The sequence below is a fragment of the Allobosea sp. GW822-FHT05A11 genome (assembly GCF_058800455.1).
In genome coordinates this window covers 667,804-692,967 of sequence record NZ_JBXAMI010000001.1, presented here as the reverse complement: position 1 = coordinate 692,967, position 25,164 = coordinate 667,804, and the positions used below count along the sequence as shown (strand labels likewise).

Genomic DNA, 25,164 nt, shown 5'->3' with positions numbered 1-25,164 from the left:
GGCCGCTCAGCCAAACCACAGCCGCTTGGGATCGTCGAGCCCGAAGCGATGGAGATTGGCGGCGATCGCCGCCAGTCCCTGCTCGGCCGCATCGGTCGCGGTGATGACATGCAGGGCAAAACGTTCCGCCAGATCCTCCATCGGCGGCTTGCCGGCGAAGGCTGCGCGAATCGCCGTCTTGTCCGCGAGCGGCAAGAGATGCGGTGCGATGCCCCCGGCGATGTAGACGCCGCCCGTCGCCTTGAAGACCAGAGCGAGATCGCCGGCGACCCGCGCCAGCAAGCGCCAGAAGCAGACCACCGCCATCAGCGCCGCCGGATCGCCGTCATGGGCGAGGCGGGAAACATCCGCCGCACTGACCTCCGCCTCCAGCATGCCGGAGGTCCGGGCCACCGCCTTATGCAGGCGTACCAACCCGTCGCCGCTGAGGAGATGCTCGACCGTCAGGCGCGGGATGCCTTCGCTCAGCGCCGGCCAGATCTTCTGCTCGGTCTGGTCCTCCGGGCCGATGCCGATATGGCCGGATTCAGTCGGGATCAGCACGCCGCGCTCCCCCCGCATCAGGAGCGCCGCCGCGCCGAAACCGGTGCCCGGCCCCAGCACCAGTTTCACGCCCTCCGGCTCGGGATCGCCCTCGACCAGTGTGGTGAGATCACTGGGCCGCAGCACCGCGAGCGAGGCCGAGAGCGCCTCGAAATCATTGACCATCAGGCCCTGGCTCAGGCCAAGAGCGCCCGCGATCCGCGGCCCATCGAGATGCCAGACGGCATTGGTCAGTTGCGCCTGCCGGCCATCGAGCGGGCCGGCCACCGCCAATACGGCGGAACGCGGCTTCTCCGGCACGTCCGCGAGCACGGCAGCGAAGGCGGCTTCTGCCGTCGGATAGCTGCCCGTACCGATCCTGGCCAAGGACCGATGCGCGCAGTCCGCATCGGCCACCAGCGACAACCGGCAATTCGTGCCGCCGATATCGGCGACCAGCACCGGATAGGAGATCGACGGCGGGCGCATCAGAGCGGCTTCCGCCAGGGCGCGAACCAGCCGAGCCCTTCGAGCGTGCCGGCCTCCGGCCGGTACTCGCAGCCGACGAAGCCGTCATAGCCGAGGCCGTCGAGTTCATTGAAGAGCGTCGGGTAATCCGGCCCCGAGGCATCTGGCTCGTGGCGGCCATTGGCGCGGGCGATCTGGACATGGCCGACGAGCGGGTAGAGCGCCCCGAGCTTGGCCGAGACGTCGCCGTGGATCAGTTCGCAATGATACATGTCGAATTGCAATCGGACATTCGGCCGGCCGGATTCGCGGACGTAAGCCGCCGCCTGGTCGAAATCGTTGAGGAAATAGCCCGGCATGTCCTTGCCGTTGATCGGCTCCAGCAGGAGATCGATGCCCTGCTCGCCGAGCTTGTCGGCGGCATAGGCGAGCGAGGCCCGATAGGTCTTCTGCGCGGTCGTGTCGTTGGGATCGGCGAGCCCCGCCATCATGTGCAGGCGCTTGACCCCGGTCTCGTGGACATAGGACAGCGCCGTATCGACGGAAGTCCGGAACTCGTCCTCGCGCCCGGCCAGTGCCGCGATGCCACGCTCGCCTTTGGCAAAGTCACCGGGCGGCAGGTTGTAGAGCGCCTGCGTCAGCTCCCCGCCGGCCAATGCCAGTCCGACCTGCTCGGGCGTATGCTCATAGGGGAACAGGAATTCCACCGCCTCGAACCCTGCCTCGGCAGCCGCCTTGAAGCGATCGAGGAACTCCCATTCGGTGAACATCATCGACAGGTTGGCGGCAAAACGCGGCATGAGGCTCTCTGCAGGCTGGGCACGGATCGGTCGGCGCAGGTTAGACCGATGCGCCAGCCGCGTCATGGCCAAACGCGGCAGGGAGGGAATGCGTTCCGCTGCGGCCGCATTCCGCGTCATGCTCGGGCTTGACCCGAGCATCTCGAAAACCAGTGCTCACTGGTCATGAGATTCTCGGGGCAAGCCCGAGAATGACGGCGCTTAAGGCTTCGGCGGCGGGTTCGGATCACTGGAAAAACGCCGGAACACCATGTCGGGCGAAGAGGTGTTGTGGCGCGAATGCGTCGTGCGCCCCATCCAGATATCGGTCGCCTTGCCGCCGGGATAGGACATCAGTGCCTCCTCGCGCCAGCCCTTGGCGCCCGGCTCGCGCAACGCGATGCGGGCGACGTCGTTGTTGAACTCGGTGACATACATCGAGCGCAGCGCGACGAAGCCCTTGCCGCCGGTCACCGGCTGGTCGAGCACGGCATCGAGCACCATCCGGTTCTCGTCGACGCTGTCGAGCTTGAGGCTACCGGACGAGCCGTCCTTGAAATTCAGCTTGAAGGTCAGCGTCTTCGGGTCGAATTCGATCTCCTTGATGTTCACCACCGGGCGCCCGTCCTGCTCGATCGGCCCGAACAGGAAGGAGGAGCCGTAGGAGGAGAAGCCGAGATGCTCCGGCGGCAGCGGCCTGGCCCGCCAGTTGCCGTCCTGCGGATAGACGACGAGCACCTCGTGGGACTTGTCCTTGCCGAGCTTCCAGAGCTGGACGAGATGCAAGCCCTTCTCGACGCGGTCGCCGACGCGGAAGGTCGTCTCCGCCGGGCGCCAGAAGCTCGGGAAGGTGTAGCCGACCAGCCAGTAATCGATTGATTCCCAGAAAGTGACGCGGCGTGGCGGCGTCGGCGACGCGAAGGCCGGATCGCCCTTCATGTCGCAATTCGTCCAGTCGGCATCCCAGTTGTCGCGCACCAGCCCGGCGACGTAGGCCGGATGCGCCGCCACGATCTGGAAGCGCCGGACCTCGGGCGAGATCGCCTTGATCGTGACGTTGTCCTTCTCGGCGCAGAGCACCGGCTCGGATTCGTTCTTCACCTCGACGGCGATATCGCCCGCTGCCCGCGCAACCGTCAGCGAGGCGAGAAGAGCGACCGAAACGGCGAGCGGGCGAAGAAAACGAGTCATGGCGATCCCTGGTGACGGTTTCCGAAACAGCCTGATCGCGGCCGGATGAACCTGGGCTGACCGGGCTGGACAGGAACCGGGCCATGGTTGGCTGCGACCCGGCGGGCTTCGGGTTCTCCGGCAACGGCCGGGAAGCAGCATCGTTCCGCTCGACGACAGCAAGCGATGACGGCTCGAACGCCCGTCCGGATGCCCTTTGAAGCGCCTTCAGCCGGTCAGGATGGCGTAGACATCGCCCGAACTGGTCGCGCCCGGCAGGCCGCGCAGGAAATCGCCCATCGCCTCGGCGCTCGCGGGCTCGCCGAGTTCGAGCACCTGGCTCTCGCCGATCGCGACATTGAAGCGATAGGGGCCGAGTGTTTCCAGCAGGACGAGGCAGGCCTCGGCAACCTCGCGCCGCATCGTCGTGAATTCGAAGGAGATCACCGGCACAGCCTTGGTCAGCCCCGCCAGCACATGCGCCTCGAAGCCCTCGACATCGATCTTGAGCAGCTTCGGCAGGCCGTAGCGCAGGATCAATCGGTCGAGCGTGGTGCAGGGCACCGCGATCTCGTGATCCCAGGCCTGCTCTTCCGAAGGCGCCTGCTCTTCCGGGCCGCGCACGCTGGCAGGCGCGCCGATGAAGGCGGCCGAGGCCGTCGAGACAGCCGGGTTCCGGCTGTTGATCCGGAGCACGATCGAGCCCTCATGGTCGCCGCAGGCCGCCTCGACCAGCGTCACCAGCGGATCGCGCCGATGGATCAGGCGGATGACGCGGGCCGCGCCCGGTTGCGGCTCGAGTGCGACGACGCGCGCGCCCAGGCGGCGGAAGGACGAGACCCGGTCGCCGACATGAGCGCCGACGTCGAAGGCGAGATCGCCCGGCCCCAGGAATGCCCCGTAGAGCCGGTCCATCGCCGCGTGGCGTTGCTTATCGCCGTGATAGATGCGCAAGGAGCGCGAGAGCGCCTTCACCGTCCCCTTCGGATAGGTGACGGCGTTCATGCCGCCTCCCCGTCGCGGATCGCGGCCAGAACCGGCGGCAGGTCGAAATCCTCCGGGATGCCGCAGAGCCCGCGTCGCGCCAGCCAGGCGCCGCAGCCGGGCGACGCGGTCAGCATGGCGAAGGGAATCGCCAGCACATAGCCAGCCGTCAGTGGCAGCGACCAGACCAGAACCGCCGGCGCCATCACGCCGAGCGTGGCGAACAGATAGGCCCCGAACAGCAGGTGCGGCCACAGGCCGGCGAAGGCCGTCGCGAAGGACAGGGCATGGACGTCGCGGGCCTGCCCGTTCCAGCCGATCCTCGCCCGCCCGAAGGCAAGCCCGGCCATGAACAGCGTCGTCCGGAAGCTCGACACCGCGCCCTGCAGGAAGGCGAAGACGAGCTCGATCGCAGCCGAGGCCAGGAAGCGCGCCCGGCCGCCGTAACGCGCAGCGCCGCCCGGCGTGAGCAGGATGTCGGCGAAGCCTGCCAGCTTCGGCGAGAGATACATCGCCAGGAACAGGAGATAGAGCCCGCCGGCAAGCACGGCCGGATAATCGGCGATCGCCCGGTCCTCGAACACCTTCAGCGGCAGGAGCGCGATCATCAATGTCCAGGCCGGCAGGCCGAGGAACATCAGGGTCGCCCAGATCAGCTGGAAGCGGCTCATCGGCTTGAGGCCGGTCAGGTCGAGCAACTTGAGATATTGCAGGTTGCCGAGGCACCAGCGCAGGTCGCGCTTGGCGAAGTCGAGCATGGTCGGCGGGTTCTCCTCCCAGCTTCCGCCTTCGACCGGGAGCACGCGCACCTCGTAACCGGCCCGGCGCATCAGCACCGCCTCGACCTGGTCATGGCTCATCACCGCCCCGCCCAGCGGCGGCCCGCCCGGCAGCACCGGGAGATGACAGTGGTGGCGGAACGGCGCGATCCGCACCAGCGCGTTGTGCCCCCAGAACGGCCCGCAATCGCCGGCCCACCAGGCCGAGCCCATCGTATAGGGCCGCATGCCGTGACGCATGCCGAATTGGAAGATGCGGGCGAAGGCGGAGCGACTGGGCATGCCGACCACGAGGCTTTGCAGGATTCCGAGCTTCGGATGCGCTTGCATCATCCGGGCCATGCGCAGGATCGCCTCGCCCGCCATCACGCTGTCGGCGTCGAGCGGCAGCATCAATTCGTAGCGCTCGCCCCAGCGCTCGCAGAAATCGCGGAGGTTGCCGGCCTTGAATCCGGCATTGTCGCTGCGGCGGCGATAGGTCAGGCGCGCCGGCTCGCCGATCTCGCGCGCCCAGGCTTCGGCCAGCCTTTCCTCGGCCGCGGCGACAGCCGGGTCGTTGGTATCCGACAGCACGAAATAGTCGAACCAGACGCCCTCGCCCGTCGCATCCAGGCTGTCCTTGACGGCCTTGAGCCGGCGGAAGGCGCGCGCCGGGTCCTCATTGCGCAACGTCATCAGCACGGCGGTGCGCAAGGTCAGCGGCATCGCCTGCTCTCCGGCTGCGAAAAAGGGCGCGGCGTCGGCAAGCCCATCCGCCTTGCGGTGCAGGAGCCAGAGCCCGATCGCGGCATTCCAGAAGCCGAGCACGGTCCAGGGCGCGCCGAACAGGAAGGCGACGAAGATCGCCACGTCCGCAGCGGTCCAGCCTCCGGCCCCGAGCACCCGCGCAAGCCCGGCGGCGAGCAGGGCGAGCGTCACGAGATTCAAGGCGAGGACGAGGAACCGCCGGCGGCGCAGCGCGGTTTCCGCCTGCAGCCCGGCCGGGGTCAGGCCGCTCGGCCCGGCCTCTTGCATCGCCCGCCGGAACGTGGTCGGAGCGGGACGCTGGTTCATGGCGGTCTCTGTCATGGTAGGCAGACAGGCTCGGACGGACGGGATCGGACGCGAATGGCGCGGGAGCTAAAGCCTGCAACCTCGATTGACGCAAGGGCAAAGGCTCTTGCGCTTTGGTATACGGCACCCCGTGAATGCAACCTGAATGAGATCGCCTTGCCCGCCCCCGGGGCGGAGGACTGCCTCGTCACGACGCTGTGGAGCGGCGTCAGCCGCGGCACCGAACGGCTGGTTTGCGAAGGCCGCGTCCCCCGCTCCGAGCATGAACGCATGCGGGCCCCGTTCCAGCAGGGCGACTTCCCGTTTCCCGTCAAATACGGCTATTGCGCCGTCGGCCGCGTCGATGCCGGCCCGCCCGACATGCTGGGCCGCATCGTCTTCTGCCTTCATCCCCATCAGGACCGCTTCGTCGCCCCGCGCGGCAGCCTGGTCCCGGTGCCGGACACGGTTCCGGCCCGGCGCGCCATCCTCGCCGCCAACATGGAAACGGCACTGAACGCCCATTGGGATGCCGCCTCCGGTCCCGCTGACAGGATCGTGATCGTCGGTGGCGGCGTGCTGGGCCTGCTCGTCGCCTGGCTGGCCGCCCGGCTGCCGGGAGCCGAGGTCACGCTCGTCGATGTCGAGCCGCGCCGCGCCGCGCTCGCCGGCGCTCTCGGCTTCGACTTCGCATTGCCGGACGCAGCACCTGTCGATGCCGATATCGTCTTCCATGCCAGCGCCACGGCGGCAGGGCTCGCGACCGCCATCGCGTCCGCCGGCACAGAGGCACGGGTCGTCGAACTGAGCTGGTATGGCGAAGGCGCCGTCCCCGCCGCGCTCGGTGGAGCCTTCCATGCGCGCCGGCTCCAGCTCGTCTCCTCGCAGGTCGGCCTGGTCTCGGCCTCGCGGCGCGCACGTTGGGATTATGCCCGCCGGTCGCAGGCCGCGATGGCATTGCTCGCCGACGACCGGCTCGATGCGCTGATCACCGACGAGATCGCCTTCCGCGACCTGGCCGAGCGCCTGCCCGGCCTGCTCGCGCCCGGCGCGGCTGGCCTGACAGCCGCGATTTGCTATGAAACGCGCGCCTGACCGCGCCGCCTGAAACGCAATCCCCGGGAGATCGCATGTTTTCCGTCGAAGTCCGCGACCGCATCATGATCGGCCATTCCCTGCCCGATCCCTTCTTCGGTCCGGCGCAGAACATGCACGGCGCCACCTTCGTGGTCGATGTCGCCTTCTTCAGGGAATCTCTGAACAGGCAGAACGTCGTCGTCGATATCGGCGCGGCGCTCGACACCCTCGCCGAGACGCTGAAGCCACTGAAGTATCAGAACCTCGACACGCTCCCGCAATTCGCGGGCGTGCTGACCACCACCGAATTCCTCTGCAAGCACATCTTCGACGCCATGGCCGCGGCGGCGAAGGCCGGCGCGCTCGGCCCGGATGGCGCAGGGCTGAGCAAGATTCGCGTGACCCTGCACGAGACAGATCTCGCCCGCGCCAGCTACGAGGGCGCGCTCGCGTGAGCGCCATCGTCTTCGCCATCCCCGGCGATATCGATGCACCGACAGGCGGTTACGGCTATGATCGGCGCTTGCTGCGCGAATGGCGCGAAGCCGGCGTCGAGTCCCGCCATCTCGCCCTGCCCGGTTCCTTTCCCTTCCCGACGGCCGAAGACCTTGCGGCGACAGAACAGCTCCTCGCCACAGCCGCCCCCGACGACACCTTGCTGATCGACGGCCTCGCCTTCGGTGCGTTCCCCGAAGCGCTCGCGGCCCGCTTCGCGGATCGGCTTGTCGCACTGGTGCACCACCCGCTGGCGCTGGAAGCCGGACTCAGCCCGGAGACGGCGGAGAGGCTGCGACGAAGCGAAATGCTGGCCCTGCGCCATGCACGCGCCGTCGTGGTCACCGGCCCAGCGACGAAACTTACTCTGACGGCGGAATTCGGCGTCCCCGCCGATACCATCGCGGTCGCGATCCCCGGCGCCGATCCGGCACCACGAGCAAAGGGCTCCGAACGCGGCGAAGCGCTCCACATGCTCGCCGTCGGCTCGCTCATTCCGCGAAAGGGCTACGGCATCCTCGTCGATGCGCTGGCAGCGATCGCGGATCGACCCTGGACCCTGACCATCGCCGGCTCGCCCGATCATGCCCCCGCAACCACAGCGGCACTGCGCGACGATGTCGCCCGCGCCGGATTGACGGAACGCATCCTGCTGACCGGTAGCGTCGGAGCCGAAAGGCTCGCCCAACTCTATGACGAAACCGATCTTTTCGTGATGCCATCGCTCTACGAAGGCTACGGCATGGTGCTGACCGAGGCACTCGCCCGCGGCCTGCCGATCATCACCACGCTGAGCGGGGCCGGCGCCGAAGCCCTGCCCGATGCCGCCGCCCTCAAGGTGCCGCCCGGTGACGCTGTGGCACTTGCCAAGGCGCTCGCAAGGCTGATTGATGCGCCGGCAGAGCGTCGGCAGCGTGCCGATGCCGCGTGGGCCGCAGCCGGCGATCTGCCGCGCTGGAGCGAGACCGCGCGCATCGTCGCGCAGGCCTGCCTGCGCGAGGGCGGCCGAAAGGTGGGGTAATGGCTGGTTTCTCTCCGGAATGGCTCGCATTGCGCGAGCCTGTCGATCATGCGGCGCGCAATCCGCAGGTTCTCGCCGCGGTCGGTGGCTATTTCGCTGAGAAGGCCTCGCTCTCGGTGCTCGATCTCGGCTGCGGCGCAGGCTCGAACCTGCGCGCGACCTATGCCGCCCTGCCCGATCGCCAGCACTGGACGCTCGTCGACCACGACCCCGCGCTTCTCGCCTTCGCCCGCGAGCGCCTCACCGACTGGGCCGACGAGGCGCGCGAGCAGGGTGAGGAACTCGTGCTCGCCAAGGACGGCAAGGCGATCACGGTCGACACCCGCAAGGTCGACCTGAACAAGGATCTCGAATGGGTGCTGGGCTGGCAGCCCGATCTGGTCACCGCCGCCGCCCTCTTCGACCTCGCCTCGAAGCGCTGGATCGAACGCTTCGTCGCTGCGCTGGCCAGCCAGCACCTGCCGCTTTACGCCGTACTCACCCATGACGGCCGCGAAACCTGGCAGCCGGAGCATCCGGCTGATTCCGGCATCCATGCCGCTTTCACCGACCATCAGCACGGCGATAAGGGCTTTGGCCCTGCGGCCGGCCCGGATGCCTGCGAGATCATGGCGGAAGCTTTCCGCAAATCGGGCTTCGCGATCTCGAGCGGCGACAGCAACTGGCAACTCGATGCGAAACATCGGCCGTTGCGGGAGGCGCTGGCGGAAGGCATCGCCGCAGCGGCCGGCGAAACCGGCCGCCTCGATCCGAAGACGGTAGCGGATTGGCTCGCGGCGCGCCGCGAGGCGCAGTCGGCGATGATCGGCCATCAGGATTTCTGGGCCCGACCGATCTAGAGCCGCCTTACCTCACCCAAGGCAGCATGCGCCGCATCACGCCGTCCTTGAGGATCAGGCGGTGATGCAGCGCAGCGCCGATATGCATCAGAGCAAGCGCCCCGGTCGCCAGCGCGAGCTTGCCATGAATGTCGAGCACGCGCTTGGCTGCATCCTCGTTCGGTCTCGCCAGCGCCGGCAGGTCGAACAGGTCGAAGATCGTCAGCGCCGGAAACAGCGAAACCCCGATCCAGCCGAGCAGCGGCACGACGAGCAGCAGGCCGTAGAGCAGCCAATGCACCAGATGCGAGACTGCCTTCTGCCACCAGGCCAGCGTCGGCTCGTCCGGCGGCGCGCCATGCAGCAGGCGGTAGGCGAGCCGTCCCGCCATCAGCCATAGCAGCAGGAAGCCGGTGAGCTTATGCGCGCTGTAGAGGCCGTTCGTCAGCCCGTCCCAGATGTTCAGCACGTTGCCGCGGTAGGTCATGGTCAGGCCGACCGGGATCATCAGGAAGACGGCCGCCACCGTGATCCAGTGCAGCGTCCGGGCAATCGGACTGTAGGTGCGGGTTATCGGCATCTCGTCTTGCATCGGAAAGCCCCTGACCTGCTGCCGGAACGGCATTCATCCCATATTCAAGCGGTTGCGCCCATAGGACGACGATGTGCTCCGGAGGTTCCCACTTTCGCTTGCCGACGGACGCGGCCTGACGTGGTTTTGATCGTGGAACCCGCACCGTGCCGGTCACGTTGCTGGCAGAGTGCACTGCGAAGCCCTATATCGATACCGATGGTGCCCTGGATGCCCCTCGGCCGGTCGCCGGCCCAATCTGACGGACTTTTCGATGCCTGAGTCGCGTACGCTCTTCGGCCCATCCCTCCAGACGGATCTCGTGAAGGTCGAACGGGCGATTGCCGAGTTTCGTGCTGGCCGGCCGGTCCTGCTCCGCGATGGCGAGCGGCTCGCGCTGGCCCTTTCCGCCGAGCTCGCCGACGCCGACCTCGCCCGCAGCTTCGACACGCTGGCGCAGGGTCGCGGCCATCTCGTGCTGAGCGCCGCGCGTCTGCGCCGTCTCGGTGCCAAAGGACGGCTCGAGACCGGCATTTTCGCGCTGCCGACGATCGACACCGATCGCATCGAGACGCTTGCGCTCAAGATCGACGGCCGCATGGATGCCCCGGTCGCGCCAGCCTCCACCCTCGACGAGGCCGCGCTCGAGCTTTCGCGTCTTTCGCTGGTGCTGCCGGCGGTGATCCTCGTACCCGTGAGCGTCGAAGCGGTCGCCGGTGAACCGCTCGTCGAAGTCGAGGTCGCGGCCGTGAACGGCTACCGCACCGAGCAGGCGGCGACGCTGAAGGTCGTCGGCCGCGCGCCGGTGCCGTTGGAAGGCGCTCCCGATACCGAATTCGTCGTCTTCCGCGGCGGCGAGGGCCTGCGCGACCAGGTCGCGATCATCGTCGGCAAGCCCGATCTTGCGGCCGCCGTACCGGTCCGTCTGCACTCGGCCTGCCTGACCGGGGACCTGTTCGGCTCGCTGAAATGCGATTGCGGCGACCAGCTGCGCGAGACCGTGCAGTGGATGGCCGAGAACGGCGGCGGCATCCTGCTCTATCTCGACCAGGAAGGCCGCGGCAACGGCATCTCCAACAAGATGCGCGCCTACAAGCTGCAGAGCCAGGGCTGGGACACCTACGACGCCGACGAAGTCCTCGGCTTCGATCTCGACCAGCGCCATTTCGATTTCGCCGCGACGATGCTGAAGCAGCTCGGCGTTTCCAGCGTGGTGGCGCTGACCAACAACCCGCAGAAGATCGGCGCGATCGAGGCGGCAGGACTTGAAGTCGCCGCGACCCAGCGCGTGCTCGGGCGGCCGAATGCCCATAACGTCCGCTACCTCGCCTCCAAGCGCGACCGTGCCGGCCATTTCATCGACATGGACGCGCTGATGGCGCGCGCCGCCCCGACGGATTGACCGCGCTCCCGTTTGCGATCAGGCCTGGCTGATGCCCGAGCCCGAACACGCCTTGCCCGAGAGCCCCGTGCGCTGGCCGCTCGCCAGCGTCTGCGCGATCGTGTTCGTCGCCTGGCTCGCCCTGTCCTGGCCCTGGCTGTCGGGCACGCTCACCATTCCCTGGGATGCCAAGGCGCATTTCCACCCGCAGCTCCAGTTTCTTGCCGATGCCTGGCACAAGGGCCTCTCGCCGTTCTGGACGCCCTATGTCTTTTCGGGCTCGCCGCAGGTCGCCGATCCGCAATCCCTGATTTTCTCGCCATCCTTCGCATTGATAGCCTTGCTGAACCCGGCTCCGGATTTCCGCTGGAGCGACGGCGCCGTCCTCGGCACGCTGCTGCTCGGCGCCTTGTCGATCGTCGTGATCTTCCGGGATCGTGGCTGGCATCCGGCCGGCGCTGTCGTCGCGGCGCTTGCCTTCGCCTTCGGCGCGGCGGCAGCCTGGCGCATCCAGCATGTCGGGCAGGTGCTCAGCCTCGGCTATTTCGCGGTCACGCTCTTTCTGCTCTCGCGGGCGCTGGAGCGTGGCTCGATCGGCTATGGCTTCGCTGCCGGCATCGTCTCGGGCTTCATGGTTCTGGGGCGCGACCAGGTCGCCTTACTCGGCGTCTATGTGCTCGCCGGCCTCGTCATTGCCGCGATCCTGATGGCGCAGAGCCCGTGGCGCGCCTTCCGTGCGAGCCTGCCGCCGCTCATCGCCGGCACGCTCGGCGCCGCCCTGGTCGCGACGATCCCGATCCTGCTGACCGCCTTCATCGCGCAGGAATCGAACCGCCCCGTCATCGATTTCGTCGAGGCCGGCAAGGGCTCGCTGCACCCGGCCGCCCTGCTGACCGGACTTTTTGCCAATCTCTATGGCGCGGCCGGGCCGCTCGCTGATTTCTGGGGTGCGCCGAGTCCGGCCTGGGAGGCGCGCTTCGGGGCGCTCAGCCTCTTCCTCGCCCGCAACATGAGCCAGCTCTATCTCGGCCTGCTGCCGATGGGCCTGATCCTCACGGTGGGCCTCGTCCGCGGCGCGCTCTGGCGGCGCGAGATCGCCCCGCTCACCGTCGCGACGCTCATCGTCCTGCTCTTCGCGCTCGGGCGCTACACGCCGGCCTTCCGCCTGCTGTTCGAACTGCCCGGCATCAGCTTCTACCGCCGCCCGGCCGACGCGCTCTTCATCCTCGGTGCCTTGCTCGCCCTGCTCGGCGGCTACCTGACCCATCTCGTCATGACCGACGCTGCCCCGAAGGCGCGGCCCTGGCAGGTCGCCGTCGAGGCCCTGATCTTCATCGGCGCGCTCGCTCTCGCCATCTGGCTCGCCTGGACGGTCGGGCGCATTCCGGTCGCGGCCATGCCGCTCGTCATCGCGGCGCTGTGCGGGATGCTCTCGCTCGGCGGCCTCGTTGCCGCGCGCGGATTTGCCAAACGAGGTTCCGTACTCGCGGCGACCCTGGTGCTGGCCGCGACGCTGACCATCGACCTCGCAGTCAACAATGGACCGAGCGAATCCACCGCCCTCCCCGCAAAGATGTACGACGTGCTGCGCAAGGACAGCAGCAACGACACCATCGCCCTGCTGAAGCGCGAGACCGCTCGCACCGCCGCCCCCGACCGGCGCGACCGCATCGAGCTCGCGGGCATCGATTTCCACTGGCCGAATGCCAGCCTCGTCCACGACCTCGACAACACACTGGGCTACAACCCGCTGCGCCTCGGCCTCTACACCAAGGCGACCGGCGCCGGCGACCATGTCGCCCTCCCCGACCAGCGCACCTTCTCCCCGCTGATGCCGGGCTACCGCTCGTTGCTCGCCGACATGCTCGGCCTGCGCTTCATCGCGACGGGCGTCCCCGTCGAGCAGATCGACAAGCGCCTGAAACCCGGCGACCTCAGGCAGATTGCCCGCACCAAGGACGCCTTCGTCTACGAGAATCCGCGCGCCCTGCCGCGCGTGCTGCTGGTGACCGATGCCCGGAAGGCGGATTTCGATGCGATCCTCAAGACCGGCGCGTGGCCTGAAGGTTTCGACCCGCGCCGCACCGTCCTCCTCGACCGCGATCCGCCGCCGCTCCCGACCGGCCCCCTCGGTCCCGACAGCGTCGCGATCCGTGACTACGGCACCACGACCGTGACGCTGGCGGCCGAGACGGCGCGCGGCGGTTATCTCGTGCTCAACGATGTCTGGCACCATTGGTGGCAGGTCGAGATCGACGGAAAGCCGGCCGAATTGCTCCGCGCCAATGTGCTGTTCCGGGCCGTCGTCGTGCCGCCCGGCAAGTCGACGGTGCGCTTCGTCTTCCGCCCCCTGGACGGCCTCTGGCAGGATATCGTCGCGCATCTGCGCAAGCCCCCGGCAAACCAGCCGGGATAACGGCCGGCCGCGGCCGACAGGCAAAATCGCCTCTCCTGCCAATTTCCGCCGCGCTGTCGTGTCAGAGAGCCCGGCCTGACAGCGAACCTGCGAGACAACCATGACGGCCGCGCCCGCTTCGACCCAAGGCGAGACGAAGGCGACGCGGCGCGAATGGCTCGGCCTGATCGCGATCGCCCTGCCCTGCATGATCTATTCGATGGATCTGACGGTGCTGAACCTCGCGGTGCCGACGCTGACGCGCGAGTTGAAGCCGAGCGCGAGCCAGCTGCTCTGGATCATCGACATCTACGGCTTCATGGTCGCCGGCTTCCTGATGACCATGGGCACGCTGGGGGACCGCATCGGCCGTCGCAAGCTGCTGATGATCGGCGCTGCCTTCTTCGGCGTGGCCTCGACGGTCGCCGCCTTCTCGAACAGCGCGGAGATGCTGATCGCGATGCGTGCCGTGCTCGGCATCGCCGGCGCGACACTGGCCCCTTCGACGCTCTCGCTGATCACCGTGATGTTCACGAACGAGAAGGAGCGCACCTTCGCGATCTCGATGTGGATCGCCAGCTTCTCGGCCGGCGCCATCATCGGCCCCGTCGTGGGCGGCTTCCTGATCGAATATTTCTGGTGGGGCTCGGTCTTCCTGATCGCCGTGCCGCCGATGCTGCTCCTGCTCGCGATCGGCCCCATCCTGCTGCCGGAATATCGCACGCCACGCGCAGGGCGCCTCGATATCCCGAGCGCGCTGCTCTCGCTCGCGGCCGTGCTGGGGCTCGTCTACGGCATCAAGCACTGGGCGGCCGATGGCTTCGATTGGCTGGCCGCCGTGGCGATCCTCGTCGGCTTCGCCTTCGTGCTGATCTTCATCCGGCGGCAGAAGCGGCTTGCCGACCCGATGGTCGATCTCGCCATGTTCCGCATCCCGGCCTTCCGCGCGGCGCTGACGATCAACCTCGCCAGCATCCTCTTCATGTTCGGCAGCTTCATCTTCCTGGCGCAGTATTTTCAGCTCGTTGCCGGGTTGACGCCGCTGCAGGCCGGGCTCTGGTCGCTGCCCTCGGCGGTCGCCTTCACGCTCGCCTCCTTCGTGACGCCCGCCCTTGTCGGGCGTTACAAGCCGGCAGCGCTGATGGCCGGCGGTATGGCGGTCTCGGCACTGGGCTTCGTCTGGCTCGTCTTCGCACCGAGCCTGATCCAGATCGTCGCGGCTTCGGTGGTGTTCTCGATCGGCTTCACGCCGGTGATCACGCTGACGACCGGCATCGTCGTCGGCTCGGCCCCGCCCGAGCGCACCGGCGCGGCCTCCGCCATGTCGGAAACCTCGGCCGAACTCGGCGGCGCGCTCGGCATCGCCGTGCTCGGCAGCCTGGGCGCCGCGCTCTATCGCAGCCGCATGGCGGATGTCGCGGTATCCGGCGTCAGCACGGAAGCGCTCGCTCCCGCACGCTCGACTTTGGGCGGCGCGCTGGCGCTGGCTTCGGGGCTTTCGCCCGATCAGGCCGGGCCGATGCTGGCGCGCGCCAGCGACGCCTTCATGGTCGGCTTCCGGGCGGCCGCCGTGCTCTCGATCATCGGCATGCTGTTCTGCATCGCCGTCACCCTGACGACCTTGCGCGACGCCCGTGCCGGCGACGCGCACTGACGTCGACCTTCAGGCCAGCGCGCCCATCGCTGCGATCGGCTGGACGGGCAATCCGTCCAGCACCTTGGCGAGGCCGGCCGCATCGACCTCCCCGCCGCGCATGGTCTCGTCGCGATGGATGCCGCCGGCGATGAACAGGCTGTCGAAGCCCATCAGGCGCGCGCCAGCCAGGTCGGTGCGGACGGCATCCCCGATGACCAGCACCTTGCCGGGCTCGACCGGCCGCCCACCGCGCGCATCGGCCGCTGCCGCGAGCGCAAGGTCATAGGCCGGGCGATGGGGCTTGCCGGCCCAGGCGACAGAGCCACCGAGTTCCTCATAGATCGTCGCGAGCGCACCGGCGCAGGGCAGCAGGTCCTCGCCGACATGCACGACGAGATCCGGGTTGCCGCAGATGAAGGGCAGGCCACGCCGGGCGAAGCGCTCCAGCAGCGGCCGGTATTGCTCCGGCGTCTCGGTGCGGTAATCATTGAGCTCGGTCGCGACGACGATGTCCGCCGGCTCCTCACCGACAAGCGCGACGTCGAGCCCGTCGAACACGGCCCGGTCGCTCTGCCAGCCGATGTGATAGGCGCGCCTGTGATGGCTCTGCGCGATCAGGGCGCGCGTGACGTCGCCGGAGGTGACGAGCCGGTCCCAGGCCTCGCGCGGCACGCGCTTGGCATCGAGCAAACCGGCGACCTGCTTCGACGGCCCCGGCGCATTCGAGAGCAGCACCACCGTGCCGCCGCGCTCGCGATAGGCCATCAGCGCATCGCAGGCAGGCTCCAGAGCCCAGAGCCCGTCATGCACGACGCCCCAGACATCGCTGATCAGCACATCGTAGCGGGCGAGGAGATCGCCCGCCCGCTTCAGAACCGGAACACTCATCAGGAACGCGCCTCCGCGGCGATACGCGCCTCGACATCGGCGCGGCGCGGCAACGGCGCGACCGCGCCATAACCCTGCGTCGACAAGGCCGCCGCAACATTGGCGTAGGCGCCAGCAGTGAAGGCATCGCCCGTGCGCAGATACTCGGCGAGGAAGGCGCCGTCATAGCAATCGCCGGCGCCGGTCGCGTCGATCGCATCGACCTTGATCGGCCGGAAGCGTTCGCGCCGGACCGGCGTCGCCACCAGCGAGCCCTCATGGCCAAGCGTCAGCGCCACGACCCGCGCGCCGAGACCGAGATAGAAATCGACGATGGCATCGGGATTGTTGAGCCCTGTGAGCTGCGTCGCGTCGTCGAGGCCGGGCAGGATGATGTCGGCCATGGCGCAGGCGGCATGGATGATCGCCTTCGCGCGGGTCAGCGGCCAGAGCTTCAGGCGCAGGTTGGTGTCGTAGGCGGTCAGCACGCCCGCCTTGCGCGCGGTCTCGAACGCCTCGAACACGGCATCGCAGGCGTCGGCCGAGATCGCCTGGCTGATGCCGGAGGCCTGGATGATGCGGGCGGAGCGGATCAGGTCGCGCGGCAGGTCGCGCGGGCCGTAGAGGCTCGCAGCCGAGCCGGCGCGCAGATAGGAGAAGACATGGCCCGACGGGCCGTGATCGACGAAATACAGGCCTGTCGGAGCAGTCGGATGGGTCGAGACATGCGTGTCGTCGACGCCCTCGCGCTTCCACAGGCCCCGGATCGAATGGCCGGCGCTATCGTCGCCGAGCGCGCCGAGATAGCCGACCGACATGCCCTGCCGCGCCGCCGCGACGGCGCAATTCGAGGTATCGCCGCCATGGCCGAACTGGAAGGCGCCGCTTTCGGCACGGGTCGCATTGAACTCGCCGAGCGGTTCGCCGAGGCAAAGGAGATCGAAGCGGCTGTCGGTCACGTTTCAAACCATTCAGATGGCGCGGGAACGCCGGGAACACGGTCTTCCTAGAGCATCGAATGGCAAAGTGAAATCCAGGGCGAGGGAAGAATTCGATCGCCGGAGGTGCCCGGCGCCAGCCACCTATTCGGCCGCTTCCCGCTTCGGCGCCGCGCTCATCAGCCGGTCTGCCAGCTTGACGATCTCCTGGCGAAGCGCCGCGTCATTGGCTCCCGCACCCCCGGCCCGGCGCAAGGCCGAGATGTCATCCATGAGCTGGGTCCGGTCGGCTCTTGCCTGGGTCAGAGCGCCCTGCAGCGTCTGGAGTTCGGCCCGCAGCATCTCGATCTGGCTCTCGCGTTCGTTCTGAGCGTCCTGCAAGGTCGCGATCTCCTCCCCATTCCGCCGCTTGGCCGCCTCATGGTCGCTCCTGGCGGCGGCCAGTGCCAGATCCAGCGCTCCGCGCATGTCCTTTGTCGCGGCATGCTCGGCCTGCTCCTGCCGGAGCTGCGTTTCGAGCTGCTGCGCCGCCACCTCTGCCGCGCTGGCACGGGCATCGGCGGCGGCGAGTCCGGCCTCGGCCTGCGTGGCCCGCGCGCTGAACGCGTCGGCCCGCACCCGCTCGCCATCGCGCTCGCCGGTCATCGCGCGCAAAGCCGCCTCGCTGCCGGCGAGGCGCTCCTCGATCAGGGCGAGCTTGTCGACAAGCTCGTCACCCTTGCCTTGCAATACCATGATCCGCGTCCCGTCCTCGACCTGCGCGACGCGCAGCTTCTCGGCTTGGCTGCGGCTCTCGGCCAGCTCCCGCTCGCGCTCCGCCAGCAGGGTCTCGATCCGCCCGAGGGTCTCGCGCTCCCGCTCCAGTTCGCCGCTGCGCGCGACCAGGTCGGCGCCGGTACCGGTGAGCGCCGCACGCGTCTCTTCCAGATTGCGTTCGAGGCTGGCGAGATCGGCGACCCGCTTCTCCAGTGTCGCTGCGGTTTCGCCATGGCCGCTCCGCTCGCTCGCCAGCGCTCCTTGCGTATCGGCGAGCGCGTTGCGTGTCGTCTCCAGATCCGTTTCGAGCCCGCCGATCCGGGTATCGCGCTCGCCGAGCTCGCGTTCCAGCCGCCCGATCGTCATGTCGCGCCGGCCGAGCTCCTGCATCGCACCGGCCTTGGCGGCAAAGCCGCGTTCGGCATCCTGCTCGGCCGAGCGCATGCGCAGGGCAAGCTCGGCGCGTAAATGGTCTCGGTCAGCGGCGATTTCGGCGAGCGACAACGGGAACGCCGCTTCGGCTCGCTTGCGCGCCAGCCGGTCGGCCCGCCGCGCCAGCGCCGGCACGGCTGCGAGAGCCAGCAAAGCCGCGCAGAGGAAGCCGAGCGCGAAAAGCATGGCGGCTTCGATCAAGTCTCAAGGCTCCCGGCGATGCAGCATGGGCTCAGGCCGAATCTGCCATGCCAGCCATGTCATGGCCAGAGATAGTCGCCCGAATGTGAGGGCAACCATCTTTCGGCACCATGCGCCCCGCGGCTAGAACGGGTTCCAGGTCGCCTGCGGCGTGAACTTGAGATAGCCGAGATTGACGCCGAGCCGCCAGCCGACGCCGGTGCGGATCGGCACGACCGTAATGCCCTCCGCCGTCAACGCGGTGAAGCCGAAGCCGCCGATGAAATAGGCCGACCCGTCCACCCCGGCGAAACGCTGGTAGAGCGCGTCGACCGCCGGCAGGTTGTAGACCAGCATCATCGTACGCGCGCCCTCGCCGCCGAAATCGAAGCCGATCGACGGACCCTGCCAGAACACCCGGCGGTCGCCGGCATTGCGCGTATAGAGCTGGCCCTCGCCATAGCGCAGCCCACCGACGAAGGCGCCGGAGGCCTCCTGACCGAGGACATAGCCGTTCGGCTCGCCCCAGCGTCGTACCGCTTCCTCGATCGCCAGCGCGAGGCCGCGCGAGACGTTTCCGAAGAACTTGTGGCCGGAGCCGACGAGCTCGTTCTGGCTGAACGACTGCTGGTTCTGGTAGTTCTGGGCGCGCGCGCCCAGCGGCAATCCGCTCACGCTCGCGCCGGCCATGGCGAGACCGGCCTTGATCAGGTTACGGCGGGTCTGGGTCATCAGCGACATCTCCAGGCAGGGCGCCAGACGAGGCAGAGCGCCGGGGCGGTTCGATCGTCCGTCCGCTCGGCACCGGCGGCGGCTGCGCGGCAGCCGGCTCGGAATGGATGCGATACGGGCCGGGGGGCGGGCCGATCCTGGGCTGTCCGCCGCCCGGCCGGGCGTCGAAGCGTGACGTCCGGCGAATGCGAATCAATTCGGTAACGGATTTGATACGCCGCAAATCTATCCAAGGCGTGAAGATTCCGGAGAGCCGATCGGCCCGGGATGGGACTTACCTGAGGATTTGATGCGATGAAGGCCGCAACAAGGCAGCGCTGGATCTCGCTCGCCGCCGCTGCCGTCTCGCTCGCTTTGATCGGACAGACGGCCCTTGCCAGCGCGCCCTCGGTTGCGCCGGAAACCACAGCGTCCAACCCCTTCCCGGCCCTGCCCTCCGGCTTGCCCGACCTGCCCTCGCTCGGCGAGGTGATGCAGCGGGATCTGCGCACCGGCCTCGCCATCAACGGCTTCGATCCCGTCTCCTATCGGCTTGGAGCCAAGCCCGCGGCGGGGCGCGCCGAATACGAGCTCATCCAGGATCGCTTCGTCTGGCGCTTCGCCTCGCAGGCCAATCTCGAAGCCTTCCGCGATGCACCGGAGGTCTACATGCCTGCCTTCGGCGGCTTCGACCCGACCGGCGTCGCCAACGGCGTCGCCGTCGACAGCGACCCCAGCCAGTTTGCGGTCATCGGATCGCGCCTGTTCCTGTTCCGCTCCGCCGCCAACCGCCAGCGTTTCCTGCAGAATGCCGGCTTGCTGGCGCAGGCCGAGAGCCGCTGGAACGCGGTCCTGCGCTTCGTCGCACGCTAGAAGGCTTAGCCGCCGCAATCCCCGGCGATGGCCTGGCGCGCCAGGGCCTCGCTCGATGCCGCCACGAAGGGCGGGTTGCGGAACTGCCGCTCGCTGCGGCCGTAATCGGGTAAGGCGCCGTCCAGCGTCAGCACGATCCCACCCGCTGCCGACAGGATGGCGTCCCCGGCAGCGATATCCCATTCCATCGTCTGGCCGCAGCGGACATGCAGGTCCGCCTCGCCCGAGGCGATCATCCCGAACTTCACCGCCGACGAAACCGGGATGCCTTTGCTGCAGCACATGGATGCCGCGATGCCGTCGCTGCGGCCGTCGCCATGGAAGCGGCTGACCAGCGCGACCGGCCCCTCGCCCGGGACGGCGCGCACGCTCGTCGGCCGGGCCGCGCCCAGAAGGGCGCCGTCGGGGCCGAAATCCTGGACATAGGCAGATGTGCCGGAGAACCAGAGCCGCCCGGTCGCCGGGGCCGCGATCGCACCCGCGATCGGCCGGCCATCGCGGACCACCGCGATCGCAACGCAATAGCTGTCGCCGCCCGCGAGGAACTCGCGCGTGCCGTCGAGCGGGTCGAGCAGGATGAAGATGTCGCCGGGCGCCGGGTTCTGCGCCGTCTCCTCGCTGACGATCGGAAAGCCGGGCAACAGGCGCGCCAAGGCCTCCTTGGCGGCATGGTCGGCCGCAAGATCGGCGGAGCAGACCGGCGAGCCGTCGCTCTTGAGCGTGACGTCGCGCGCCGTCCGCTTCGCCAGCAGGACGGCGGCGCTCAACCCGGCGGCTTCCGCCAATTTGCGCCCCAGCCCGTCGCGGTCGCGCAGGCGGGGATCGTCACGGCCGATCATCGCGGCCCATCCTTCTCATAACGGTCCCGATATGGCGATTAACCACATGAAAACCAAGATAGCAGCATATCGAACGACAACGACGCCTCAATCCGGCGCAACCCCGTTTCCAGGACCTCGCCCCCATGACCGCCATCTCGCTCGAGCCGCTCGATCTGGCCGCGCTTCTCTGCAGCCGCGTCTGCCATGACGTGATCAGCCCGGTCGGTGCGATTGTCAACGCTCTCGAGGTTCTGGAGGAAGACGATCCGTCGATGCGCGATTTCGCGCTGGAGCTGATCAAGAAGAGCGCGCGCGCCGCCTCGGCCCGCCTGCAATTCGCCCGCCTCGCCTTCGGTGCGGCCGGTTCCGCCGGCGCGATGATCGATCTCGGCGACGCCGGCAACGTCGCCAACGGCTTCCTCAACGACGAGAAGCTCTCGCTCGACTGGGACGCGCCGCGCGCATTGCTGCCGAAGAACCAGGTCAAGCTCCTGCTCAACCTCCTGGTTATCGCGACGCAGGCCGTGCCGCGCGGCGGCAAGCTCGTCTCCCGCGCCACCGTCGAGGGCGAGCAGGGCGCGTTCGAGATCACCGCGACCGGCTCGCATGCCCGGATTCCCGCCCATGTCGAGGAGCTTCTGGCCGGGCGTTCGGAAACAGGCACGATCGACGCCCATGCCGTCCAGCCGCTCTATGCCGGCATGGTCGCCCGGGCGGCCGGGATGGGCATCACCTTTGCCATCGACGGCGAAACGGTGACGATCAAGGCCGCCAAGGCAGACTGAAAGAAGACGGATTGAGCGGTCGTTACCGGTCGAGACACGATCTCAACCGATCATAAACCGTTCTCCTGCTTTAGTTCCTGCAGCGTTCCGCGTTGAGTGAAGTTCCTGCATGGACGAGTTGCTGCAAGAGTTCCTGACGGAGACCGGCGAGAATCTCGACACGGTCGATCGGGAACTCGTTCGCTTCGAGCAGGACCCCAACGACCGCGATATCCTGCGGAACATTTTCCGGCTGGTCCACACGGTCAAGGGCACCTGCGGCTTCATCGGCCTGCCGCGGCTGGAAGCGCTGACCCATGCCGCCGAGTCGGTGATCGGGCAGTTCCGCGACGGCGCCACCGTCAATTCCATCGCCGTCACGGCGATCCTGGAGACCATCGACCGGATCAAGGACATCCTGGCCGAGCTCGCCGAGAAGGGGCAGGAGCCCGAGGGCAACGACGAGACGCTGATCGGGGAATTGTTCGCCCTCGCCGAATACGCCAAGGGCGAGCTGAAGCAGCAGCCACCGGCACCTGACGGCGTGCTGGATCCGGTCGCCGCCTATCTCGCCCGTCACGGCCAGGTCGCCGCCAGCCCGGCGAGCGCCGAGGACGTCGTCTTTCGCAGTGCGCCCGGCCCGCAGCGCGGGCGCGATGGCCGGATCGAGGGCAGCGAGACCGGCGCCGCCACCGAGGAGGCCCAAAGTCCGTCCCGCAGCGGCGGCCCGGCCACGTTGCGCGTCAATGTCGACACGATCGAGCACCTGATGACGATGGTCTCGGAGCTCGTGCTGACACGCAACCAGCTCCTCGAGGTCGCAAGGCGGCAGGAGGATGCCGGGCTCAAGGCCCCGCTCCAGCGCCTGTCGCTGATCACCGCCGAACTGCAGGACGGCGTGATGAAGACGCGGATGCAGCCGATCGGCAATGCCTGGTCGAAGCTGCCGCGCATCGTGCGCGACCTCAGCGCCGAACTGGGCAAGCGCATCGAATTGCTGACGGACGGCGCCGAGACCGAACTCGACCGCCAGATCCTCGACCTGATCAAGGATCCGCTGATCCATATGGTCCGCAACTGCGCCGACCACGCGATCGAACTGCCGGCAGACCGGCGCGAGGCCGGCAAGCCCGATCACGGCACCATCCGGCTCGCCGCCTATCACGAGGGCGGCTCGGTCACCATCTCGATCGCCGATGACGGCCGCGGCCTCGATATCGACCGTATCCGTCGCAAGGCCGTCGCCAAAGGTCTCGCGACCGAGGCCGAGCTGGAAAAGCTCAGCGACGCGCAGATCAGCCGCTTCATCTTCCATCCCGGCTTCTCCACGGCCGATAACGTGACCGCGGTCTCGGGCCGCGGCGTCGGCATGGACGTCGTCAAGGCGAATGTCGATTCGATCGGCGGCACGGTCGATGTCGCCAGCCGCCCGGGTCTCGGCACCACCATCACCATCAAGATCCCGCTCACGCTCGCGATCATCTCGGCGCTGATCGTGGTCGCCGGCGAGGACCGCTATGCGATCCCCCAGATCGCGGTGCGCGAGCTGGTCCGGGCCAAGGCCGGCGACGAGAACCGCATCGAGGAGATCAACGGAGCCCCGGTGCTGCGGCTGCGCGGGCGCCTGCTCCCGATCGTCTCCTTGCCGGGGCTGATGGCCTGCCCCGGTGGGGAACAGGCCGGGCGGGCCGATGGCGAAGGCTTCATCGTCGTCACCCAGATCGGCGAACGGCAATTCGGCATCCTCGTCGACAGCGTCTTCCACACCGAGGAAATCGTGGTGAAGCCGATGTCGAGCAAGCTGCGCCACATCCACCTGTTTTCCGGCAACACCATCCTCGGCGACGGCACCGTCGTCCTCATCGTCGATCCCAACGGCGTCGCGCGCCTGGTCGGGGCGGCCGCCTCCGAGAACACGGAAAACGAACCGCGCGAGGCGGCAGCCGAGGTGCATCGCGGCGAGCGCACGACGATGCTGGTCTTCCGCGCCGGCGCCGGCAACCTCCAGGCCCTGCCCTTGTCGCTCGTAACGCGGCTTGAGGAGATCGAGGCTGGCGAATTCCAGCGCAGCGGCAGCCGGACGCTGCTGCATTATCGTGATCGCCTCGTCCCGGTGACGCCTGTCGCGGACACCCGATTGCGCAGCGAGGGCATCCAGCCGCTGGTCATCGTCTCGAATGGCGACCTCACCGTCGCGCTCGCCGTCGAGGCGATCGTCGATATCGTCGAGGACATCTTCGAGCTCGAGATGGCGGCGGCGGGAGAGCGCGGCATCATCGGCTCGGCCATGATCCGCGGCCGCGCCACCGACATCCTCGACCTCGCCCATTACCTGCCGCTGAACGAGCCCGGCTGGTTCGCGGCCGGGCGGAGCGCAGAGCCTTCCGGCCGCATCCTGCTGGTCGAGCCGTCCGACTTCCTGCGGGACATGCTGACCCCCGTGCTGAAGGCCTCGGGCCGGATCATCGCCACGCTGGCGGATTTCAGCGCGGCGAGCCTCGCCGCCGCCGGCGAGCCGATCATGTCCGCGCTGCTCGATCTCGATCGCGACAGCGACGCCGCCTTTGCCTTTGCGACAGCCCTGCGCGAACGCGCCAAGGGCGAGCGCCTGCGCATCCTCGGCCTGACCACCTGCGCCACGCCCGACCTGCACATGCGGGCGGCCCAGGCCGGTTTCGACGACATCCTCGCGAAATTCGACCGCCGGGCCCTGCTGAGCGAGCTCAATGCGGCCGGCACCGACCTGAGGCATGCGGCATGAGCTCGAGCGCATCCCCTCCTCCCGTGCCTGCCGCGCCCGGCTTCGGCAACTCGCTCGACTACGTGACGATCCGCGTCGGCGAGCAGCTCCTCGGCCTGCCGATCGGCCGGGTCCAGGACGTCTTCATCGCAAACCGCATCACGATCGTCCCGCGCGCACCTGACGAGATCGTCGGCCTGCTCAACCTGCGCGGACGGATCGTCACCGCGATCTGCCTGCGCAAGCGGCTCGGACGGCCCGTCACCCTCAAGCTCGACGGGCAAGGCCGCACCGAGCTGACGGCGATCGGCATCGACCATGACGGCGAGGCCTATGCGCTCATCGTCGACGCGGTCGGCGAGGTCATCCGGCTCGACCGTTCCACGTTCGAGCCGCTCCCGGTTCACCTCGATCGCGTCTGGGCGGCGCTGGCGACGGGCATCCATCGCCTGGCCGACGAGCTTCTTGTCGTCCTCGACCTCGACGCCGTCCTCGATCTCGACCTTCGCAGCGCGGCCTGACGGCGGCGCCACAGTTCTGGAGACCCAGCCATGAAATACTGCCTCGTCGTCGACGACTCAGCGGTGATCCGCAAGGTGGCTCGCCGCATCCTCGAAGGGCTGCAGTTCCGCATCGCCGAAGCCGAGGACGGCGCGCGCGCCATCGACGCCTGCAAGGGCGAGATGCCGGATGCTGTCCTGCTCGACTGGAACATGCCGATCATGGACGGCTACGAGTTCCTGCGCACGCTGCGCCAGATGCCGGGCGGAAAGCGACCCAAAGTGGTCTTCTGCACCACCGAGAACGACATCGCCCATATCGCGCGCGCCATGCATGCCGGCGCCGACGAATACATCATGAAGCCCTTCGACAAGGAGATCGTGGCTTCGAAATTCCATCAGGTCGGGTTGCTCTGAGCGAAGGCGCGCCGGTGCGGCTGCGCATCGGGCTTTC

The 25,164-nt window shown here is 68.2% G+C and carries 23 protein-coding genes; 12 read left to right on the top strand and 11 right to left on the bottom strand.

Annotation, left to right across the window (positions count from 1 at the left end):
• Positions 1-6 precede the first annotated feature (6 nt).
• From AC1RLU_RS03350 to mdoH, 5 genes are all read right to left on the bottom strand, one after another.
• The gene (locus AC1RLU_RS03350; protein ID WP_492793854.1) at positions 7-1,011 is read right to left on the bottom strand and encodes a glucokinase; all 1,005 of its coding nucleotides are present in this window, start codon (positions 1,009-1,011) and stop codon (positions 7-9) included.
• Positions 1,011-1,790 carry a 2-oxo-tetronate isomerase gene (otnI, locus tag AC1RLU_RS03345; protein ID WP_492793852.1) on the bottom strand — a complete coding sequence of 260 codons (780 nt, stop codon included), beginning with the start codon at positions 1,788-1,790 and terminating at the stop codon, positions 1,011-1,013. The genes AC1RLU_RS03350 and otnI overlap by 1 nt, the downstream gene beginning before the upstream one ends.
• 201 nt (positions 1,791-1,991) lie before the next feature.
• Positions 1,992-2,960, bottom strand: coding sequence for a hypothetical protein (locus AC1RLU_RS03340; RefSeq protein WP_492793850.1), 969 nt, complete (start codon positions 2,958-2,960; stop codon positions 1,992-1,994).
• A 207-nt stretch (positions 2,961-3,167) separates the two neighbouring features.
• Positions 3,168-3,944: an FkbM family methyltransferase gene (locus AC1RLU_RS03335; protein WP_492793848.1), complete on the bottom strand. Its 777-nt coding sequence runs from the start codon at positions 3,942-3,944 to the stop codon at positions 3,168-3,170.
• Positions 3,941-5,755 (bottom strand): glucans biosynthesis glucosyltransferase MdoH, encoded by a 1,815-nt coding sequence (gene mdoH / locus AC1RLU_RS03330; protein ID WP_492793846.1) that lies wholly within the window; start codon positions 5,753-5,755, stop codon positions 3,941-3,943. The genes AC1RLU_RS03335 and mdoH overlap by 4 nt, the downstream gene beginning before the upstream one ends.
• Before the next feature lie 54 nt (positions 5,756-5,809).
• Between mdoH and AC1RLU_RS03325 the strand changes: the two genes are divergently transcribed.
• The 4 genes from AC1RLU_RS03325 to AC1RLU_RS03310 are packed head-to-tail and all read left to right on the top strand — an operon-like array spanning position 5,810 to position 9,166.
• On the top strand, positions 5,810-6,829 hold the full coding sequence (locus AC1RLU_RS03325) for a zinc-dependent alcohol dehydrogenase (protein ID WP_492793844.1): 1,020 nt from the start codon (positions 5,810-5,812) through the stop codon (positions 6,827-6,829).
• Between the two features lie 35 nt (positions 6,830-6,864).
• Positions 6,865-7,266 carry a 6-pyruvoyl trahydropterin synthase family protein gene (locus tag AC1RLU_RS03320; RefSeq protein ID WP_492793842.1) on the top strand — a complete coding sequence of 134 codons (402 nt, stop codon included), beginning with the start codon at positions 6,865-6,867 and terminating at the stop codon, positions 7,264-7,266.
• Positions 7,263-8,327 carry a glycosyltransferase family 4 protein gene (locus tag AC1RLU_RS03315; RefSeq protein ID WP_492793840.1) on the top strand — a complete coding sequence of 355 codons (1,065 nt, stop codon included), beginning with the start codon at positions 7,263-7,265 and terminating at the stop codon, positions 8,325-8,327. Before AC1RLU_RS03320 ends, AC1RLU_RS03315 begins: the two co-directional genes overlap by 4 nt.
• Complete coding sequence (locus AC1RLU_RS03310) at positions 8,327-9,166, top strand: class I SAM-dependent methyltransferase (protein ID WP_091856222.1); 840 nt, start codon at positions 8,327-8,329, stop codon at positions 9,164-9,166. The genes AC1RLU_RS03315 and AC1RLU_RS03310 overlap by 1 nt, the downstream gene beginning before the upstream one ends.
• Before the next feature lie 7 nt (positions 9,167-9,173).
• Here the strand turns inward: AC1RLU_RS03310 and AC1RLU_RS03305 are convergent, their stop codons facing one another.
• Positions 9,174-9,737: a cytochrome b gene (locus AC1RLU_RS03305; protein WP_492793838.1), complete on the bottom strand. Its 564-nt coding sequence runs from the start codon at positions 9,735-9,737 to the stop codon at positions 9,174-9,176.
• A gap of 253 nt (positions 9,738-9,990) precedes the next feature.
• Here AC1RLU_RS03305 and ribA point away from each other — a divergent pair, with 253 nt between their 5' ends.
• From ribA to AC1RLU_RS03290, 3 genes are all read left to right on the top strand, one after another.
• Entirely contained in the window at positions 9,991-11,118 is a 1,128-nt protein-coding gene (gene ribA, locus AC1RLU_RS03300) for a GTP cyclohydrolase II RibA (RefSeq protein ID WP_492793836.1), read from the top strand.
• 31 nt (positions 11,119-11,149) lie between these two features.
• Positions 11,150-13,513: a glycosyltransferase family protein gene (locus AC1RLU_RS03295; RefSeq protein ID WP_492793834.1), complete on the top strand. Its 2,364-nt coding sequence runs from the start codon at positions 11,150-11,152 to the stop codon at positions 13,511-13,513.
• A 100-nt stretch (positions 13,514-13,613) separates the two neighbouring features.
• Entirely contained in the window at positions 13,614-15,146 is a 1,533-nt protein-coding gene (locus AC1RLU_RS03290) for an MFS transporter (protein WP_492793832.1), read from the top strand.
• A 9-nt stretch (positions 15,147-15,155) separates the two neighbouring features.
• On the opposite strand, the gene AC1RLU_RS03285 is transcribed toward AC1RLU_RS03290, so the two are convergent.
• The 4 genes from AC1RLU_RS03285 to AC1RLU_RS03270 all read right to left on the bottom strand — a co-directional run bounded on the left by AC1RLU_RS03285 (position 15,156) and on the right by AC1RLU_RS03270 (position 19,033).
• Positions 15,156-16,016 (bottom strand): TIGR01459 family HAD-type hydrolase, encoded by an 861-nt coding sequence (locus tag AC1RLU_RS03285; protein WP_492793830.1) that lies wholly within the window; start codon positions 16,014-16,016, stop codon positions 15,156-15,158.
• On the bottom strand, positions 16,016-16,954 hold the full coding sequence (locus AC1RLU_RS03280; RefSeq protein WP_142112977.1) for a sugar kinase: 939 nt from the start codon (positions 16,952-16,954) through the stop codon (positions 16,016-16,018). Before AC1RLU_RS03280 ends, AC1RLU_RS03285 begins: the two co-directional genes overlap by 1 nt.
• A 123-nt stretch (positions 16,955-17,077) precedes the next feature.
• Positions 17,078-18,322 (bottom strand): hypothetical protein, encoded by a 1,245-nt coding sequence (locus AC1RLU_RS03275; RefSeq protein WP_492793828.1) that lies wholly within the window; start codon positions 18,320-18,322, stop codon positions 17,078-17,080.
• A 123-nt stretch (positions 18,323-18,445) separates the two neighbouring features.
• Positions 18,446-19,033, bottom strand: a complete 588-nt coding sequence (locus tag AC1RLU_RS03270; protein ID WP_082617556.1) for a DUF1134 domain-containing protein — start codon at positions 19,031-19,033, stop codon at positions 18,446-18,448.
• 294 nt (positions 19,034-19,327) lie between these two features.
• On the opposite strand from AC1RLU_RS03270, the gene AC1RLU_RS03265 reads away from it, so the two are divergent.
• The gene (locus tag AC1RLU_RS03265) at positions 19,328-19,885 is read left to right on the top strand and encodes a YHS domain-containing (seleno)protein (protein WP_142112981.1); all 558 of its coding nucleotides are present in this window, start codon (positions 19,328-19,330) and stop codon (positions 19,883-19,885) included.
• A gap of 5 nt (positions 19,886-19,890) precedes the next feature.
• Here the strand turns inward: AC1RLU_RS03265 and AC1RLU_RS03260 are convergent, their stop codons facing one another.
• Entirely contained in the window at positions 19,891-20,724 is an 834-nt protein-coding gene (locus AC1RLU_RS03260) for a 3'(2'),5'-bisphosphate nucleotidase CysQ family protein (RefSeq protein ID WP_061969570.1), read from the bottom strand.
• Between the two features lie 125 nt (positions 20,725-20,849).
• Here AC1RLU_RS03260 and chpT point away from each other — a divergent pair, with 125 nt between their 5' ends.
• From chpT to AC1RLU_RS03240, 4 genes are all read left to right on the top strand, one after another.
• A complete protein-coding gene (gene chpT, locus AC1RLU_RS03255) occupies positions 20,850-21,491 on the top strand; it encodes a histidine phosphotransferase ChpT (protein ID WP_492793826.1) in 642 nt (213 codons plus the stop codon).
• 109 nt (positions 21,492-21,600) lie between these two features.
• On the top strand, positions 21,601-24,231 hold the full coding sequence (locus AC1RLU_RS03250) for a hybrid sensor histidine kinase/response regulator (RefSeq protein ID WP_492793825.1): 2,631 nt from the start codon (positions 21,601-21,603) through the stop codon (positions 24,229-24,231).
• Positions 24,228-24,731 carry a chemotaxis protein CheW gene (locus AC1RLU_RS03245; RefSeq protein ID WP_061969575.1) on the top strand — a complete coding sequence of 168 codons (504 nt, stop codon included), beginning with the start codon at positions 24,228-24,230 and terminating at the stop codon, positions 24,729-24,731. The genes AC1RLU_RS03250 and AC1RLU_RS03245 overlap by 4 nt, the downstream gene beginning before the upstream one ends.
• A 30-nt stretch (positions 24,732-24,761) precedes the next feature.
• The gene (locus AC1RLU_RS03240; RefSeq protein WP_038359309.1) at positions 24,762-25,127 is read left to right on the top strand and encodes a response regulator; all 366 of its coding nucleotides are present in this window, start codon (positions 24,762-24,764) and stop codon (positions 25,125-25,127) included.
• The last annotated feature ends 37 nt before the right edge of the window (positions 25,128-25,164 follow it).

Excerpts from the sequence above, each read along its gene's own strand:
- AC1RLU_RS03350 (WP_492793854.1), bottom strand. The coding sequence starts at position 1,011 with ATGCGCCCGCCGTCGATCTCCTATCCGGTGCTGGTCGCCGATATCGGC.
- otnI (WP_492793852.1), bottom strand. The coding sequence starts at position 1,790 with ATGCCGCGTTTTGCCGCCAACCTGTCGATGATGTTCACCGAATGGGAG.
- AC1RLU_RS03340 (WP_492793850.1), bottom strand. The coding sequence starts at position 2,960 with ATGACTCGTTTTCTTCGCCCGCTCGCCGTTTCGGTCGCTCTTCTCGCC.
- AC1RLU_RS03335 (WP_492793848.1), bottom strand. The coding sequence starts at position 3,944 with ATGAACGCCGTCACCTATCCGAAGGGGACGGTGAAGGCGCTCTCGCGC.
- mdoH (WP_492793846.1), bottom strand. The coding sequence starts at position 5,755 with ATGAACCAGCGTCCCGCTCCGACCACGTTCCGGCGGGCGATGCAAGAG.
- AC1RLU_RS03325 (WP_492793844.1), top strand. The coding sequence starts at position 5,810 with ATGGCGCGGGAGCTAAAGCCTGCAACCTCGATTGACGCAAGGGCAAAG.
- AC1RLU_RS03320 (WP_492793842.1), top strand. The coding sequence starts at position 6,865 with ATGTTTTCCGTCGAAGTCCGCGACCGCATCATGATCGGCCATTCCCTG.
- AC1RLU_RS03310 (WP_091856222.1), top strand. The coding sequence starts at position 8,327 with ATGGCTGGTTTCTCTCCGGAATGGCTCGCATTGCGCGAGCCTGTCGAT.
- AC1RLU_RS03305 (WP_492793838.1), bottom strand. The coding sequence starts at position 9,737 with ATGCAAGACGAGATGCCGATAACCCGCACCTACAGTCCGATTGCCCGG.
- ribA (WP_492793836.1), top strand. The coding sequence starts at position 9,991 with ATGCCTGAGTCGCGTACGCTCTTCGGCCCATCCCTCCAGACGGATCTC.
- AC1RLU_RS03295 (WP_492793834.1), top strand. The coding sequence starts at position 11,150 with ATGCCCGAGCCCGAACACGCCTTGCCCGAGAGCCCCGTGCGCTGGCCG.
- AC1RLU_RS03290 (WP_492793832.1), top strand. The coding sequence starts at position 13,614 with ATGACGGCCGCGCCCGCTTCGACCCAAGGCGAGACGAAGGCGACGCGG.
- AC1RLU_RS03285 (WP_492793830.1), bottom strand. The coding sequence starts at position 16,016 with ATGAGTGTTCCGGTTCTGAAGCGGGCGGGCGATCTCCTCGCCCGCTAC.
- AC1RLU_RS03270 (WP_082617556.1), bottom strand. The coding sequence starts at position 19,033 with ATGACCCAGACCCGCCGTAACCTGATCAAGGCCGGTCTCGCCATGGCC.
- AC1RLU_RS03265 (WP_142112981.1), top strand. The coding sequence starts at position 19,328 with ATGAAGGCCGCAACAAGGCAGCGCTGGATCTCGCTCGCCGCCGCTGCC.
- AC1RLU_RS03260 (WP_061969570.1), bottom strand. The coding sequence starts at position 20,724 with ATGATCGGCCGTGACGATCCCCGCCTGCGCGACCGCGACGGGCTGGGG.
- chpT (WP_492793826.1), top strand. The coding sequence starts at position 20,850 with ATGACCGCCATCTCGCTCGAGCCGCTCGATCTGGCCGCGCTTCTCTGC.
- AC1RLU_RS03250 (WP_492793825.1), top strand. The coding sequence starts at position 21,601 with ATGGACGAGTTGCTGCAAGAGTTCCTGACGGAGACCGGCGAGAATCTC.
- AC1RLU_RS03245 (WP_061969575.1), top strand. The coding sequence starts at position 24,228 with ATGAGCTCGAGCGCATCCCCTCCTCCCGTGCCTGCCGCGCCCGGCTTC.
- AC1RLU_RS03240 (WP_038359309.1), top strand. The coding sequence starts at position 24,762 with ATGAAATACTGCCTCGTCGTCGACGACTCAGCGGTGATCCGCAAGGTG.